The organism is Brevibacillus sp. RS1.1 (assembly GCF_013284365.1).
Classification (GTDB): Bacteria; Bacillota; Bacilli; order Brevibacillales; family Brevibacillaceae; genus Brevibacillus; species Brevibacillus brevis_D.
Genome location: NZ_JABSVA010000006.1, coordinates 193974 through 210414, shown reverse-complemented (window position 1 = coordinate 210414; position 16441 = coordinate 193974). Strand labels below are relative to the sequence as shown.

Annotated in this window: 17 protein-coding genes and 2 pseudogenes; 6 read left to right on the top strand and 13 right to left on the bottom strand. The window is 43.2% G+C overall.

All coding sequences use genetic code 11. The features are described 5' to 3' along the window. Nucleotides 1-184 precede the first annotated feature (184 nt). Complete coding sequence (locus HP570_RS20410) at nucleotides 185-610, top strand: hypothetical protein (protein WP_173626932.1); 426 nt, start codon at nucleotides 185-187, stop codon at nucleotides 608-610. Between the two features lie 169 nt (nucleotides 611-779). Further along, nucleotides 780-1496 carry a hypothetical protein gene (locus HP570_RS20405; protein ID WP_088910652.1) on the top strand — a complete coding sequence of 239 codons (717 nt, stop codon included), beginning with the start codon at nucleotides 780-782 and terminating at the stop codon, nucleotides 1494-1496. A 458-nt stretch (nucleotides 1497-1954) separates the two neighbouring features. Here HP570_RS20405 and HP570_RS30125 read toward each other — a convergent pair. Further along, nucleotides 1955-2131: pseudogene (locus tag HP570_RS30125) on the bottom strand (IS256 family transposase); the annotation flags it as partial. Nucleotides 2132-2500: 369 nt separating this feature from the next. Between HP570_RS30125 and HP570_RS20395 the strand changes: the two are divergent. Beyond that, on the top strand, nucleotides 2501-3013 hold the full coding sequence (locus HP570_RS20395; protein ID WP_173626930.1) for an SMI1/KNR4 family protein: 513 nt from the start codon (nucleotides 2501-2503) through the stop codon (nucleotides 3011-3013). Nucleotides 3014-4358: 1345 nt separating this feature from the next. Here the strand turns inward: HP570_RS20395 and HP570_RS20390 are convergent. Then, the gene (locus HP570_RS20390; protein ID WP_012684459.1) at nucleotides 4359-5009 is read right to left on the bottom strand and encodes a hypothetical protein; all 651 of its coding nucleotides are present in this window, start codon (nucleotides 5007-5009) and stop codon (nucleotides 4359-4361) included. Nucleotides 5010-6336: 1327 nt separating this feature from the next. Beyond that, nucleotides 6337-7155: pseudogene (locus tag HP570_RS20385) on the bottom strand (IS3 family transposase). Between the two features lie 415 nt (nucleotides 7156-7570). On the opposite strand from HP570_RS20385, the gene HP570_RS20380 reads away from it, so the two are divergent. Continuing rightward, nucleotides 7571-7864 carry a hypothetical protein gene (locus tag HP570_RS20380; RefSeq protein ID WP_173626929.1) on the top strand — a complete coding sequence of 98 codons (294 nt, stop codon included), beginning with the start codon at nucleotides 7571-7573 and terminating at the stop codon, nucleotides 7862-7864. Nucleotides 7865-8001: 137 nt separating this feature from the next. Then, a complete protein-coding gene (locus tag HP570_RS20375; protein ID WP_173626928.1) occupies nucleotides 8002-8208 on the top strand; it encodes a hypothetical protein in 207 nt (68 codons plus the stop codon). A gap of 28 nt (nucleotides 8209-8236) precedes the next feature. Here the strand turns inward: HP570_RS20375 and HP570_RS20370 are convergent, their stop codons facing one another. The 10 genes from HP570_RS20370 to HP570_RS20325 form a co-directional block, all read right to left on the bottom strand. Beyond that, the gene (locus tag HP570_RS20370) at nucleotides 8237-8968 is read right to left on the bottom strand and encodes a hypothetical protein (protein ID WP_173626927.1); all 732 of its coding nucleotides are present in this window, start codon (nucleotides 8966-8968) and stop codon (nucleotides 8237-8239) included. Between the two features lie 2 nt (nucleotides 8969-8970). Further along, entirely contained in the window at nucleotides 8971-9345 is a 375-nt protein-coding gene (locus HP570_RS20365) for a hypothetical protein (RefSeq protein ID WP_173626926.1), read from the bottom strand. A gap of 20 nt (nucleotides 9346-9365) precedes the next feature. Then, nucleotides 9366-11978, bottom strand: a complete 2613-nt coding sequence (locus HP570_RS20360; RefSeq protein WP_173626925.1) for a phage tail tape measure protein — start codon at nucleotides 11976-11978, stop codon at nucleotides 9366-9368. Nucleotides 11979-12099: 121 nt separating this feature from the next. Then, nucleotides 12100-12486: a hypothetical protein gene (locus HP570_RS20355; RefSeq protein ID WP_173626924.1), complete on the bottom strand. Its 387-nt coding sequence runs from the start codon at nucleotides 12484-12486 to the stop codon at nucleotides 12100-12102. A 285-nt stretch (nucleotides 12487-12771) separates the two neighbouring features. Further along, entirely contained in the window at nucleotides 12772-13449 is a 678-nt protein-coding gene (locus tag HP570_RS20350) for a hypothetical protein (protein ID WP_173626923.1), read from the bottom strand. 41 nt (nucleotides 13450-13490) lie between these two features. Further along, on the bottom strand, nucleotides 13491-13907 hold the full coding sequence (locus HP570_RS20345; protein WP_173626922.1) for a hypothetical protein: 417 nt from the start codon (nucleotides 13905-13907) through the stop codon (nucleotides 13491-13493). 80 nt (nucleotides 13908-13987) lie between these two features. Then, nucleotides 13988-14158, bottom strand: coding sequence for a hypothetical protein (locus tag HP570_RS20340; protein WP_173626921.1), 171 nt, complete (start codon nucleotides 14156-14158; stop codon nucleotides 13988-13990). Between the two features lie 901 nt (nucleotides 14159-15059). Beyond that, nucleotides 15060-15272, bottom strand: coding sequence for a hypothetical protein (locus HP570_RS20335; RefSeq protein WP_173626920.1), 213 nt, complete (start codon nucleotides 15270-15272; stop codon nucleotides 15060-15062). Between the two features lie 40 nt (nucleotides 15273-15312). Continuing rightward, nucleotides 15313-15495, bottom strand: a complete 183-nt coding sequence (locus tag HP570_RS20330; protein WP_173626919.1) for a helix-turn-helix domain-containing protein — start codon at nucleotides 15493-15495, stop codon at nucleotides 15313-15315. A gap of 11 nt (nucleotides 15496-15506) precedes the next feature. Next, on the bottom strand, nucleotides 15507-15764 hold the full coding sequence (locus HP570_RS20325; RefSeq protein WP_173626918.1) for a helix-turn-helix transcriptional regulator: 258 nt from the start codon (nucleotides 15762-15764) through the stop codon (nucleotides 15507-15509). Nucleotides 15765-15903: 139 nt separating this feature from the next. On the opposite strand from HP570_RS20325, the gene HP570_RS20320 reads away from it, so the two are divergent. Continuing rightward, complete coding sequence (locus HP570_RS20320) at nucleotides 15904-16419, top strand: helix-turn-helix domain-containing protein (RefSeq protein WP_173626917.1); 516 nt, start codon at nucleotides 15904-15906, stop codon at nucleotides 16417-16419. Nucleotides 16420-16441: the final 22 nt, after the last annotated feature.

Sequence of the window (16441 nt, the reverse complement as noted above, 5' to 3'; positions counted from 1 at the left end):
TAGTTTTCCTACAAAAAGAAGGACGCTCCTCTGCTTCCATTCAATGGAACGTCCCATAAATAAGAAGCCTACGCCCCTTATCCGCAAGAGTACCATCGAGTTAGGTGAAAGAAAAGACCCAATAATCTTTGTTCAAAGAATACTGTGGTAGGGTAAAGACAATCTTTTAAGGTAAGGGAATCCTATGAAAAAGAAATTGGATACCAACTTGAGAGAGCGAAATAAATTAAACGAGAAATTGAACAAAATTTTACTTGAAAGATTATTATTGCAAGAACAAGAAAAAGCCTTGATGTTAGAAACGAAAAAAGTGTTAAACCGAATTAAGGAATTAGACTGTACCTCGTCTGTTAAAAAAGATTTTTCGTTCAAGAGTAGGAAAACTCACTCTCACTACGATTATTCAGAGATCGCCCAACTTATTAGAGAAATATTGAGCAAAACTGAGGATGGTATGATTTGGCAGAATGTTCTATGTAATGAACTTCTGAAAAGAGGTATTACGTTTAGTAATGCACATGTTATGTTCAAAAATACGTTGCCTTATTTAAGTGACGTAAAGAAAGAAAAGATTGGCAGGAAGATAAGATATACCCTCCTGACAAAGTAGATTCACATAAATACATCAGCTAAAAAGGCCGGGATGCTAATTCCCGACCTTTTTTACAAGTTTTACAAGTATTACAATGAATAATTAAGATAGTTGACCGATGTACCGAATTAAACACTTCTTGATAATATGACAACGTAAGTAAAAAAATCCCATTGGAGGTAAGTCGATGAAAAAGTTTATACTTTCTCTCCTATGCACAGTCATACTATTTGTCCCCTCTGTCTCTTTTGCAAAGGAATCTCAGGCTCAATCCGCCGCAAAGTATCCCGTTGACGCAAACGCCAAAAACGTAGAAACCATAGTAGACACTACGTGGAAGAATAGCCCTGACATTCTAGAAGATTCAGCTAATAACATGGTTGTACCAACCAGGGAAGACTGCGGTTGTGATGAAGTTATTAAAAAAAGGACAAACATGATTTACATTGACGACACAATGCCCATAGAGTACACCATCCACAAAGGAAAATTAGTTCTTTTGAAAAGACCTGATCTCCACTATTACACCCAGAACTTCACACAAACCTGGTGGAATCAGTACAGTGGAAAGTTTGCACAAAAAGCAGCAGAAGGAGCAGGGACTTATGTCAGTTTCAGAATCGGAGGAAAAATGCCATATATGGCAAGATTATTGAAGCTAAAAGACCGCTTTGAAAAACCGTTTCAGTATGGAGACTATGCACTGGGAGCATTAGCATGGATGCAACAAGAAAAAGTACCTCTTTGGGGTGATATTATTTCAGCGTCAGTCCCGAAAAGTGGTACAGAGATTTCCCTCATTTACATTAGCGAAACTGGGAAAGATTATAGCTGGAAGTATCGTGCCCGTTTTGAGGTTGAGAAGGATGGAACAGTTAAAGTAGATCATTGGGTAGTGGATTAGTAGATTTGAAGAATATGAAGGGATGTCTTCTAGGCATCCTTTTCATATTTGGTATAATTTAGGTCATGGGGGTGGTAAAGGTATATGAGCGAATCTGTCTTTAGTTTCATAGAGCTGCTTGAAATTGCTGGAGGCATATTCTTTTTCAGTTTGTTTAGGTATGGATTAAGTAAGCATAATGCCACTTGGAAGTTTATTATTCTTGAATACTTTGCTATTGTTATAGGCATTTGGATTATTAAATCGTTGGTGAATCTTATTTTTGGTTAGGGGAACATGTCTGGTGATAAACCAGATACATACAAGACATACCGAATAGATGCACCTATTCAGTTACTTAGTAGCAGCCATGACCCACTCTCTACTTTCAACGGATAATGTTTCATTTGTAGTAGGTAACATATTAGTACAGAAAAGCGAGGTTCTCCGCCCCACTTTTTCAGTCCGCCAATCCATCTCCGCTTATTTTTGGCGACATGCTTGGCATACCCAAGAGTGGACTCAATCTCTCCTTCGAGCATTTCTTGGATCGTTTCTGCAAACAATTCCTTTAACCCTGATTTCACGGCGTCTACCGACTTCATATTCTTCTCTTTGATCCACTGCTTGATCTGCTCTTTTGACATCACAAAAATCTCCCAACCTTTTTAAAACTAATTGCAGTTTAGAGGAAAAGCAGAGTATATATCCTCGCAAGCTTGCGAACAACTGTGTGAGCGATAATAACTTTAGAAATAATTTTATAGATAACTACGAAAAAAACTATGGTGTCGCTCAACACTTTGGCTTGGGATGAGGTTTCTCCATCATATGATCCCGCTAGAATACTATGGATCGAATGATATGAGTAAGTTGATTCCTCTTCTCAGATATCCGAACAGCAACTCTAACATCCTGTATCATGATGATGTCACTGACTGGTGGAGAAGTTATCTCAGAAATTAACGTAAAATTGGGCTGTCATTCAATTGACAGTCCCTATTCTCATTGAAGGATGTGATCCTGTGAATAATCCTTTTGAAGCCCTCATTAGTAAGATCAGGGGAAGTAAGACAAGTGTAGACGGGAACGTTCATATCAAAAACGAGGAATATCAATTTACATTCTACTTCTCGAACGAGTCTATCACAGACACAAAGGAGAAATTAAAATCGTTTGAGTTACCAGAGGATTACGTCAGTTTTTTAAGCCGCTACAAAAGTGCAACCCTATTCAAGAGCGCCAAGCATAACTCTGGGGGTTATGATGTGCTAAGTACCGAACTCGTCATTGGGTACTGGAAAGCCTACAGCATCGACCATCCTTACTATCCTATCGTTTGGAGTGATATCTCAAATAGCTGTATATGTGTGGATCAAGACAGAATACATAGTGGCAAAGGTTACCTCACATGGGTTGGATCGATACTACCAGACGATACTATCGACATAGACCTGACATTCACAGAGTTGCTGGAACAACTTATTGAGCATGACGGAATTGAGTTTTGGGATCGACCTATTGAGGAGGAAAAGTAAGAAAAAAGGACGCCTTTTATAGTGTGTCTTCAGGATGAATCGGACGACTAATGCATGACTGCCAAAAAGCTGGGGCTAAGCTCTCGGCTTTTTGGCAGTAAGTTAGGGAAGTCGAGGATTGGTGGTTGAATTACCGAAGATAACCGTAAAAAAGGACTGTCATTCAACTGGCAGTCCTTAATTTTCACTGGAGGATGTGATCGCGTGAGTAATCCTTTTGAAGTCTTCATTAGTAAGATCAAGGGGAGTAGGACATCTATAGATGGAAACGTGCACATTACAAACGAAGAACATAAATCTGTGCTTTACCCATCGAACGAATCTATCACCGACATAAAGGCGAAACTGAAATCGTTTGAGCAGCCACTCAGTAGGCTGTGTATGCGTTGATCAGGACAGACTCCACAGCGGGCGCGGATACCTCACACGGATTCAAACGATTGACCCCGACAACTCGATAGACATAGACCTGACGTTTACTGAGTGGTTAGATCAACTCATCGAACACGAGGGCAAGGAATTCTGGATTCCGTTCCATGAGGAAGAAGAGTAAGAAAAAAGGGGGCTGTCTAAAAAGTCCCTAAAAAAGTAAAGAAGGTGGGGAAAACCGTTTCGTTTTCCTTATGTAAACGCTCATCAAAAAGTTGACCATTTTTGGGGAAAACGCTCATCTCCGAGTTGATCACCTGCGTTAACCCCCCTTGCTACGTGAGTCCTTGACTCTCCTCGGCTCAGTAAAAAAATAGCTAATAGGTGAGAAAATGATGATGTGTGTTCAGCCTGTCAGGTGGGTAACTTTTTGTTGAGCAATGTGGTCAACAATTTAGCGAGCGTTCACAGAGACTGCTGCAAAAATGGTGGTTTTCGAAAAACCAATGATTTTAGGGGGACAAATATATGTCTCCCTAAACGTGAAACGAGCCTTAGAAGCGAATCTAGGCTCGTTTTTCACTGATTGTTTAGGTGTTCTAAAAAAAGTGGACTTTTGCAGGATATTTTAGCATCCCATTGATAGTTAAAAAAGGAAGTATTGAAAAATAACAAACGCATTCACGCCTATATGCGTATACAAAGCTGTTTGGAATTTTCCTGTCATGCCTTTTTCTTGTCTATAGTCTAAAAATAGAGAGATAGCGGAAAAAGATAGTAGAAGCGCTATCAATGCTACCTCCATTGTATTCACAAATGTGTTATTCCTTATTGCAACCATCAACGCAACTCCTAAGATGCCATGAATAATGAAACGGAAAAGTAAGAACATTGTTTTCCTCCCCTTCACTAAATCAATAAATAATCGGATGGAAATATCTTACACACCCATCCGATTATTTTCGATTTTAAAATATTATGCTGGATATATTTTTATGGTATGAAAATTTGATGGGTTAGTTCCATGAAATGCATCAAGGTATATTCCATTACCTTCATTGGTTCTGTTAATCTTTGCCAATGTAAGAACCCCAAAACCGACAATAATACCAGCAGCCCATCCAGGTACACCAAGATATGTTAAAACACCAGCAGTTATCGTTCCACTAGCCCCAACTTCCATCGCACGACGTCTAATATCTTCACATAGTTCGTCAGAGAAGTATATCCGGTAACCCCACCAAAACAATTCATAATCCCAATATTCACTAGTGTCAATTGCAGCTAAAGATTGTTTTTTTACATCTTCACTTAAAACTAAGGTATTACCTTTTATTTTCAAGTCTTTTCCGTGTTGATCAACGGCAAAATTTGCTTGTTTGATAAGAGCTTCTGCCTTTCCTAATTCCTCTCTATTCAAATTTTCCTTTGCCTTAGCTGATAGTGAAAATTTCTTCGTTTTGGAGTCGATTTTTACATATTTATCGACCTTTTTGATAAAGGCTTCTTCAACTTCTTGGAAAGACACATTTGCATTTTGCTCAGCTGCAAAACCCGCCACCGGCACTGAAGTCATGATTAATAGCGCACTCATTGAAACACAAATCGATTTAGTTACCTTTTTCATTATACATCACTCCTTGATAATTTTGGAATTCTTTCCTGAAATTAAATTACCATTAATCCCATTATTTAACAAATAAATTTGCATAAATGGTAGTAAATGGAACACCAATTGAGAATAAGCTGATTGAATTGAAAAATTGCTTGGATTAAAGCACCCAGTGATGGTCAGAAATCATCTCAATGCGTCGCGCGCTGGCTGTCGAGGCTACGAATTTATTAATCAGTGCCAATCTATGAGAAAATCCGCGATCCCGAGGGGAGGAATTTTCTTCATTTCAAATACCTATCCATGTAATCCGAAGTATAAATAAACTGAGTTCCCCCTGGGATCATGTACCGTTTCAGCTTCTCGCGAAACAAGCCAACTCAACAACAAACGCTTGAGCACTCCCTAATGACCGATTCCGTTTCCCCCTTCCATGAAATATCGGATTCCGGAAGTCGAGATTATCCGCAATCTGTATCAAGGTTCCATACATGCCCCGGGAATGAGTCGATGCCACTCGCGGCAGCTCCACGTGCGTTTCCCTCCTGATCTCAATTCAAAATCGCCCGAAAATTAAACATCATTCAGTACACTGCACACCGAGAGACCACTACGCTGTCACGAGAGGATATGTAGCGTTGCATAACGCCATTAACAATGGATGTGACGTCACCGCACTTTATCGTCCCATCAAGAGCTGCTCTGACAAGTTTCTGATCGTCTAAGTTTACTATCCGTCCTGTCCCTATCTCTTCGGCCTGTAGACGTCCACGGCTGACTGAAACTACTTGAGAGTAGCACGCCAAAACTTAATACTGCCAGCAGCTAAGAGACATATCCTAAACCATTCTTGTTCGAAATCCTCTTCCTTTCGAATAATAGGTCTCCAGAGACGCATACCAATTTGCGGAAATATATACAGTCCCCTCAGTTCCCAGTGATCTCGGTCATATGGGGATATTTTATGAATCTCTTCGACCAATTTTTCTACCTTGATATTAAAAACATCCAACCCTTTAAATGAGCACGTATAACAATTTTCTGTATCAGAGGTAACTTCTATAAAATTTGCTTTTCCCGTTGGCATTGTACTCTATGTGAAAGTAGGGGGCAGATTCAATCTGTTTAGAGTAAGATTGAATGAATGCTTCCACATCTTCCTTTCAACTATACAACTAGAGAAGTCCCTCTGAGACGCTGATGTATCATGATTTTCGATATTAAAAATGGGGTGTCTCTCAGTCGGAAAAATCGACTTTTGAAACAGCCCCTTCTTTATTTCCACTTACCAAGTCCAAAACTCTGTTCCATGTGCAATTATTAATGGATTGTCAATAGTAAATCAGACAACTATTTTAAGGGCTTCTTGGCGATACTGAACAGGCGTCATATAGCCTAATGTCCCATGAATATGATGCTTGTTAAATCAGTTCACGTAATCGTATAATTCCAGCTCCAGATGACGAAGACTCTGGAAGTTCATCTGGTTCACAAACTCTGTTTTCATGACCTTGTAGGTGGCTTCAGCCACAGCGTTGTCGTACGGACAGCCTTTCATACTTAGTGATCGGCCGATTTCAAACGACTCCAAGAGCTCATCCATCTTTTGATTTTTGAACTCGCTGCCACGGTCGGTATGAAACCACTCAATCTGGCGTAAATTGCCTTGTACCGTCGCAAAAGCGCGGGAAATCAGTGCAGCGTCCTTGTTTCGACCCGCACTATGCCCAATGATCTCTCGATTGAACAAATCAACCAGCACACAAATGTAATGCCATCGGTTCTGGACCTTTACATACGTCAGATCGCTAGAGCGTCTTCGTTCGGTTGTTCTTTCGCTTCATAGTAAAACGTACTTCTTGCGATTTGCAGGACGTGGCACATTGCTGATACCGAGTATTTATCAAGGTTGTTCTGGATGATAGCTACTTTCGCCCCATGATCATCGCGGCTTGCTTTAAAATATCGTTCTCCATTTTCAAACGCTGGTTCTCTTTTCGCAAAGCGATCAGCTCATTTTCTTCTGAAGAGCGATTGTTCTTCTCATTGAAGGAGCCTGTTGTTTGAGCCTACTTGATCCAGCGGTCTAAAGCGGAGGCTGTGAGGTCATATTCCGCCACAATCGCTGCTCTGAATTTCCCTTTTCATAGAGTCCTACCATTTGCTTTTTGAATTCTGAAGTAAAGGTACGTCGTTGTTGTTTTGGCCACTGTAATAATCTGCAGAACTATGCTTAATTAGGCTAGTCCTTGCTATGTTTAACACCAATTTATCACCAATACCCATTAACTACCTCTGTGCCAATCAAATCAACAAGCTGTCCTAATGAAAATGCTCTCTATTTATATGGTTCTTGGGCAACTGTACTAACCAACAAAGCCACCGACTCCACATGCCCCGTATGCGGGAAAATAGGCGTTGTTGCTGAATATGGCTAAAGTGAGTAAAAGCCTTGTCTATTAAGGGATTAAACTGTTCGCATGTTGTTCTATATTGCTTAATGTTGGTACGTGGGGACGGTTTTTGTCCCCACCTCGTCCCCAAAAAACTCCCTATTAAAAGCGGGTGACAGGGAAATGAAATTCAGCATCAAAGGAACGATTCGTAGCATAGAATACGTTCTCACTTTCCAAGATGGCGAAATTACAGGCAGCCCCCTTGCACTGACTATTCTCCAGTATAAAGCATGCTTGGCCGAAGCTGAAGGCGAAGCCATAGGCCCCATAGGCGGGCCATACGCAAAACCGCCCTACTTGAAAGACCCTGTGGCAGCTTACATCCTTATGACGCGGGTATTTACTTCTATCATCAGCTATACAGGTGATAAACCTCCTGGAAGACACTCCTTACCAGACGGAGCTATAGGGTAGATCATTGCAAATTTCTTTTGAGTGAACAGCTCTAGACTGTCCTGGGTACCGTTTATAGACGCTTTGAAATTGGGATGATAGAAATATCCTCCAAATCACAAAAAGGCGTAAAAAGAAGACCAGGAAGGACGAGTTACATGCAGGAGAATAACGTGCAACTACCGATTGATAGAGAGTATATCTACAAACGGGCTATGCTACACAAGAAAATTAGCGACCTGTCCTACAGCGATCCAGACGCAGCCCTGGAGTACCTTCGGGCATGGGCAGAAGGCCGAAAACAAGTCACACCTTTATGGGATGAACTAACCGAAGCACTAAACAAGCAAAACAAAAGCCGTTAGAGGGACATCCCCCAGCGGCTTTCTTTATTTACACAATCCTTGCATTTGGGGCCACGTTACTGGACGGGTAAACTACGTTTGGCGGTGTAGGAGGCGGTGGTAGTATAACTTCCGGGTGTACAGCTTTTAAAGCCGCTTTTCGAGCACTAGCTAAGTCATTATCGTATGAGTACTTCTCAACCCAGGCCCATTTATTAAAGTCTGATTCACTAAGTTGCTCAGGGCCAAGCATACCAAAGCGTTGTTCTTTCCCGGTATATCTGGTGACCGCGCTAGCCGTACTGTGCTGGATATGGCTCAGGTTTTTATTAAGCTGGTGCATTTTGATAAAGACCGCTTCCAGCTTTGCCATGTATGTTTGTCTATGCTCATCCAGTTCATCCAGGATTGGCTGGAATTCTTCCTGTAGCAGGCTTCCGTCATTAATTCTTTTTCGAATTTCGCTTTGAACGTTCTGGAACGCTACGGTAATCCCATTGGGGAACTGCTTACCTGGCCTGTTCCTTTCAACTTCCAGCACTGCTTTCAGTCGATTAAGTTTCGATTCCGCGATTGTAAGCATTCCCTGAGCCTTGCCAACTTCGACAGCCAGTTCTTCGGGATTCTCCAGGTCTGTAGCCTGTTCAATCAGGTCATTTAGCCTCTGCCGGGCGTTTTCGACTTCCGTAACTACGGTACCTAGTTGTTCGGCTTTCCCCTGCTGCTCAGCTTCGAACTGCTTAATGCTTTCCAGCATTTCTTCGTACATTTTAATTTTCAAGCTTACTCTCCCCCTTTTTCTGTTTGTCTCTTAATACCCATACGTTCAAGCGCGTCAGTTACCATACGCTGTTCTTTTGATTTTAGGGTGCTGTAACTCGGCAAGCTTCCTCCAGGTGCTGTACCTTTGAGATTGTCTTCGTCCAAGTCTTTAGCAGCTTCGGGGGTATAGAAGAGGTTCGGTTCTTCTACAGCCAAGCTTTTCAAGGCACGGGTCACGCTGCTCGCATCCAGTTGGCCAGTTTCGTCGTCGAAATCTAACATGCAAGCATAGTCAGTAGATAGTGCTAAAACCACTTGTCTATTATTAAACGGGTGCAATTTTACTGCATGTTTAAGTACAGCATTTTCAATCGCCAGTTGGTCTGTTATCTTCATCTTTAATTCCCCCTTTTTAATCACAGCAACGCCCCCATATCGGCCGTTCCCAGTACATCATCAGCCCCGGCTATCCTTTCGTACAGCTTCTCTATGAATTCGTCTATTAAACTGTCTACGTCTACACCAGGTGCAGCGTGCAACTCTATTTTGTCTACCAGCTTGTCGATTGACGTACTGCGGCTAGTGCCTCCTTGTACGTTACCCGCTGGGTTTACTCCTTTGGCGTTAACCTGATAGCCCTCGTCAAAAGCTGCTACACCCTGATACTGTGATTCCATAACTGGTGGCGTATCAAAAGCTGTCACACCCTGGTAGCTTGCCGTAAACGTCGGTGTATTACTAAACGCAGCTGCCATGCTGTCGGACAGTACGCCGCCCTTCTGGTCTACTCCCGTCGCTAGGGTGGTCATAATAGCCCCGCCGCTGTATGTCAGCTCCGACAGTGGCCCTTTCTTCGCGTCCGAAAACGGCAGATACTCGCGCACCTTCTCCAGCATTTCCTTTACCGCTTCTACAGGGGCCGAAGCCATAGACCTAATGCCGTCTACAAGGGTTGTAATGATCGCCTTTCCGCTTTCATAAAACAAGTCTTTCAACCCACCGAAGAAGGTAGTAATACCGCCCATTACGCCGTCCAGCATTCCCGTCATAGCGTTCCAGGCTCCCTGCCAGTCTCCCTGTAACAACGCCAGGCTTGTTTTGAAGATGCCTGTAATGATAGCCCAGGCGGTCTGTATAATACCGCTAATGACACCCCAGACGCCCCGTACAATGGCTGCAATAGCGTTAAACGCTCCCGTAATTAATGTTTTAATAAGGCCCAGGTACGAAGTGATATACGACGATATCCCCGCCCACGCTACCTGAATAATTGCCAGGATCGTAGGCCAGTACGGACGGATAAAATTTAGGATCGCAGTAAAGGCGGCTACCACGTCGTTAAAGATTTTCTGTACTACGGGTAAAATTGTCGCCTGGATACTTGCCCAGACTTGCGTAACAGTTTGCCAGATCGTCTGCAAAATCGGTAGGATCGCTGCTTTGATACCTTCCCAGGCTTGTACCATATACGGCCACAATTTCGCCAGGCTTTCACGTACGGCGTCCCATCCGCCCATTAGCTCGATAATCGCCCCGATAAGTAGCCCTATGCCCAGTAGGATAAGCGTAACCGGATTCATAGCCATAATCGCGTTTAAGGCTATCTGCGCTGCTGCCCAGGCTTTCGTTGCCCATTGAATAAGGAGGATACGCCCATAGTACGCAGCAAAGGCCGCTGTTACGCCCGCTATATATGGACTAAGCGCACTTATCGCGCCCCCCAGAAACTGCGCTGTATCAATTGCACCATGAAATGCAGCCAGCGCGATTTCGCCCATAGTTTGGATAGCGACAGATATCTGCGGCATCATGTTAATAACTTGGTTAAGCCCCGCTGTAAACTCCCCGTACAATGGCTTCGCAGCTTCGGCCAGTTCCATTTGAACATTCCGCCATAATATCTTGGCGCGGTCTCCAAAGCTGGTATGCAAAGCGTCTCCTGCTCGTTCTGTAGCTCCTTGGAAGCCTTGCAGGCCTTTCTGGCCTTTCTGCATAGCCAGAATTACGTTATCCTCCATATCCTCCCATTGTGAACCGAACAGGGCCACCCCTACCGTATTACGTTTTAGGTCGCTGTCCATGGCCCCCAAGGACATTAGGACAGTCTGAAAGGCCTGGTTAGCATCCTTACCGCCTGCCGCAATTTTTGCGGCCATTTCTTCGCCATTCAGCCCAAGGGACTTGAAGGCGTCCATACTGCCCGTACTCATGTCTTGCAGGCGTATAAAAGCTTCCTTTACGCTATCCCCGACTTTATCCAGCATAAATGCGCCTTCTTCGCTGCCCGCTATGAGCGTCGCCATCATTTGGTCAGCAGACATACCCAATCCCGCGAAGTGTACTGAATACTCATTGAGTGTATCCATGAAGTCATCGGCATAATTTCCTCCACGCTGGAAGCCCGTTGTAATCAAGTCCAGGGCATCCGTTTCACTCAATCCGTCGAAATTTGCCTTTAGGGTTTTTACTACCTTAGAAGTCTCCGCAATCTCGGCCCCAAATGCATCCCGAATAACGTAGCTTCCTTCTAGGAATTCAGCCTGAGCAGCCTGTGTTAAGCCCTTCATATTCTGCTGCACTTTTGCCAGGTCGTCGCTAACCATTGACAGAGATTCGCCCCAGCCTACCCGGTAAACATCTTTCGCGGACTCTATTAGTTCTTCTGCATGAACTCTTGTTACGCCCGTCTGCGCCTGTATACGGCCTGTCGCTCCTTCTGTTTCGTCGGCCATGATACCAGCCGCTACAGCGACTGCCCCTAGTCCAGCAGCTACCGCGCTTAAGAAGGGAGCTACGGCCCGCAAGCCTATATTAAAAGCCTGTGTAACAGCCTGGGCTTCCTCCGCTTGTCTTGCATAACGTCCCATTTCGTCCCGCAACCGCCCTTGGCTGTCTATCCAGTAACCAGTACGCTGATTCGAGTCCCGTACTGCGTCGCTGTATCCTTCGGTTGCCTGGATGACGTTACGCAGCTGCCCTGTAAACTGGTCGTTCAGCTCCAGCCGTGCCCCCATTACGAATTCAGACATTATACCCTTTCCCCTTCAGGTAAACTTTTTAGTTTTATCTTTATAAACTAGAAGTCGATTGTTTATTTTTGTGTGAAGTTCAAGAAATAAAGACTTCTTTATTTCTTGATTGCTTTACTTGTTACTTAATAATTAACTCAACCAACATTTTGACGCCCAGCGCCTTACCGTTAATACTTTTGTAGATATAATCAACAGCGGCGGTGCAGCTTTTTATGTACTCCGTTTTTGTGACTTTTAACCGCTGTAAGGCTTCATCCGTTCTTAGTTGGAGAATCCAACGTGCTTGCGCGCAACGATAGGTGAGGGGCTTCTGTTGGCGTAACTGCTCTAGCGCCTGATCTACCATGATCTTGTTAATCTGCCCACCACTTACACCGTCGTAAGCTTTCGGGCTGGAGTTACTTGGTATTGCATCGATTGGTCTGTCGCTAACTACCAAAGCCGCATAATCCTCCAACCAACGTTTAACGATTTTCTTGGAAATGTATCCCTCTAAACGAATCAAAGAAATCCCCTCCTAAGTTCTTCGAAATCACAGCCCTGGCATACCCGTATATGTTGGGCTTCCAAGTCTCCGCTTATCTCGTGTTTTGTCGTTACTAAGTAATAGTCGAATATCTCCGTTTCTCTGCATCTGCGACAAAAAGCGGTAGTAGTACCTGTGTAATTCCGGGAGACTTCGGTATCTAGGTCAGAGTCACCCAAATCTATCCACTCTTTCATGGGTTCACCTATATTCATTTTAATGAAGGTGGTTTTACGTTATTTCCCAGCTTTTTAGACGCCCTTTTTACGGATTTCGCGGCATTTGTTGCTCATCTGGATTAATGCGCTGCTGAGCTGCGCCGCCCCACGAAATGCTTACCTTGCCTTGAGAAGCTGCCCGCAGCTCGGCGTTAATCTGACTCAACAAGTCTGTACCTTGATCGGGATTAAGCCTGGATTGTTTCTCCACAAGTCGGCCCAGTTCAGCCAGTGCACGTAGAAGGGGTCGATCCTCAATCGTTCCAGCTCTGTACCAGGAATAGTCATATTCTCCTGTTTCAAGCGTGGTCTTTTCGCGCCGTCTCTCGTTCGTACCCTTCCATTGGCGAAGATAACGTATGACTTTAGCCTTTAGAACATAAATTGCATGTTCCAACCCCAGGTCTTTTTGTTGGGCCAATTCTTGGTATATTTCCAGCTCTTCTTCGTCCAGTGCGGAAGCGTACAGACCATGCACCCGGCTATTTTGCGCAGCTGTGCTCTTTCCTGCTGCGGTCTTCGGCCCAGTATTATTTCCACCGCAAAACTTGTACCGTCCATACCCTGGATGGGAGGTTCCAGCACCTGCATACTGCCGACACCTCGCATCTACTCTTTTTCGACGCGCCCCGCACAATAGCGCTTTCCTCCCACGTCGCTCTCCAATATAATTTTTTTCATCAGCCAGAGCATGAAACTTCTGTTTTTCGACCAATTCATCCACCTATAGTTCCTCCCTCCCAAATAATCAATAGTCGTAAATATTTAAGCGCTCGCCTGTTTCCAGGCACGAATAAGGTCATCTACGTACCCAGCCCAGGTGGTGATATTTAGAGCCATAATCTGTATTGATTTTTTCTCATAACACACCATTACCCGGTCTAAACAATATTCGATAAAGTCAATAATGCTGGCTATTTCATAGTTGTTCTTTCTTACACGTTCAGCCCAGCGCCTCGCAAGCCAGTAATCCGGGTTCACTTGAACGTTATGAACCAATGAAAGAAGACCTTCTGCTTGTAACTCATCCCATGCGTATAAACGCTCATCGTCAAAAAATGCGCTTGCTTCTTCTAGCTGTTTATCCATTACTTTTCGAAATTGTTTATAGGCAGCGCCCATAGCCCGTAATGATTTAGTATCAAGTCTGCCGTCTTTGAAAATAGGTAATCCAGTATCCATTAGCGATTCTGCCTTTCGTTATTCATAGTTTCGTTCCGTAAATTTAGGGTATACCGCCGGAATAGCCTCGGTCTTCTCCCTCAAGAAGAAGCATCTGGAATGCATTCCTCCAGTTGCTGCCTTTCTAAACGCCGACGCCTGTAACGCTCCTGGTTTGCCCGTTCCTTTTCTGGATTTGCCTTACGCCACTGACGAGCATATTCTCTCAGATATTCCCGTCGGTTCTTCTTTTTCTTGGAGATACTTTCCATGTGTACCGCTCCTTTACCCCAAAAATAAAAAGGCTCCCCAGCACTGGAAGCCTTTCTAAAGCCGCTTCCTAAATGCTGGGGAGCCTTTGCACACCTCTCCGCCGATCGTTTCTTTTAGCAGGGTCGTAACGATGAAACCGACCACTTATTAAACTGTTTATGTTCAAGCTATCATGCGACACTTCAGCTGTCAAGGAGCCTTTTGAGGACTAAAAGCTGGGTTTATGAATTCCTTTTTTTGTAAGTACCTGAATCCCAAAAACACTATATATAATATATAATAATATTCAATAAATATAAATTATATATAGTATTATTAATAATTAGTAGTAATAAGTATATTACTACTAGAAGAGATAAATATAATGACACCTGCAATTTTGAAAGGGGGGTACTTTTGCGTTTCTCTTGCACCAATGGATTTTAGTTTCTTTAGTACCCCCTACCGTTTTGGTCGAAAAAATATATGCACAGAACAAACGTTCTTATTCCTGAATTAAGCCGTATTCAGGCAAATTCGGGCATTTTATGAGACATACTTTACTAGTGATTTGACCTTTGACTTTCTCGCTGTAGCTTCTATTTACTCCGTTTTTCAGATTTCGCCTCTTGTAGCGCCTCTTGCACAGTTCTCCAGCCTGTAAACTATTCCTGTACCACATGTCTACCATTTCACCGGACGGACTAGAATTGCCGATTTTTGCGTTGAACAGGGGCTTGACTATTATTTACCCGAAAAATTAAAAATGGGCTTCCTACAGTGCATACACACAGCTCACGGTAGAAAGCCCGCCTATTTGCCTTATCTAGCCCTCCAACACGGCCGGGAAACGTACCCCGTTATACCTTGAGGGTTTGTTCTGTTCGAATTCCCCAAAAACTCCTTTCAATTGACTATACACTAAGCGCCTTGGGCTAGTGATTCTTCTAGCTCTTGTTCCAACTGCTTGATAGCTTCATCCAATCTGTCTGGATCAACCCCCATTGTCCGAATTTGTTGTCTTATTAGACGCCTTTTTTCGGTTTCTGCCCGGGTTTCTCTTTTCACTTTTTCGGCAGCTTGCTTTGCCTTATCCAGTCGTTCAGCCGCTTGTTTGATTGTCACCAGATTCACCTGTCAGTCCTCCTTCAAAATGCTGGATAGTTTTGATATGCTATGTCGCCTTGCAGTTAGCCTTTTCTTGCTGTTCAATCCATTCATCCAGAGCCGCTTTTCGAAACAAAATTCGGCTTCCTATCCGGTAATGGGGTATTTGTTTCTTCCGAACTGCTTCCCGTAACGTATACTCAGAAATCCTGATGTATACAGCAGCCTCTTTGACAGTTAAACGCTCCACCAGTATCCACCTCACTTTTCTCCATTTATTCTTTCTTCCTTACACTTTTTCTTATGTGATTTCTCGATCACAAACACGTCGTCAAAATTAACCTCTAACACTTCCGAAATCCTTTTCGCTGTACGCGGGCTAGGATTCCGGTCACCATTGCAGATTTGAATTGTCATAGGTTGAGAGAGTGGAATTTGTTTACTGAAATCGGTTTTATTAAACCCTTTTTTGACTATCAACTCATTGAGATAGGTATAGTCCTTTATCTTGATTTTCACGTAGGCACCCCTCTTTTTTGCTTCTCTTGCTATAAGCAAACTTTACACTCTATTCTTGCTGTTAGCAAGTAAATATTTCTATCTTGTTTGCTATTAGCAAGTATGTATATAATATCTGCAAGAAAGGAGAGTGTTTTTATTGAACGCTGCTGAATTTGGTTCATATCTGAAATCATTAAGAACTGCCCAGGAACTGACCCTCTCACAACTAGGAGAAATAATTGGTTATTCCAACCCATATTTGTCTCAAATTGAAAATGGCAAGAAAGGAATCCCGTCCCCAGAATTACTAAAAAAGATGGCCGAACCATTAGGTGTGGGTTATCCGCAATTGTTGAAACAAGCCGGAATTCTTCCTTCTGAACTGGAGGAAACAGCTAAAACAATGGACGAAATAAAGGCTACGTATTCGGAGTATGAAAAAGCTAGCCATAATCTTTTGGCTGCAAACGATGCATACGAAAAAGCAACAAATGAATTGGAACAAGCTGAACATGAATTAAAAGCATTAGAAGACTTTGGACAAAACCCACCTCTTGATTTAATTGACTTTCTAAATTTCCCATTCATCACCTACAAAGAAAAAGCACTAACCGATAAGGAGCGGCAGCGCATACTAGACATGCTTGCGATTATGTTTCCAGATTACAAATAACATCATTTCAAAGGAGGCCACA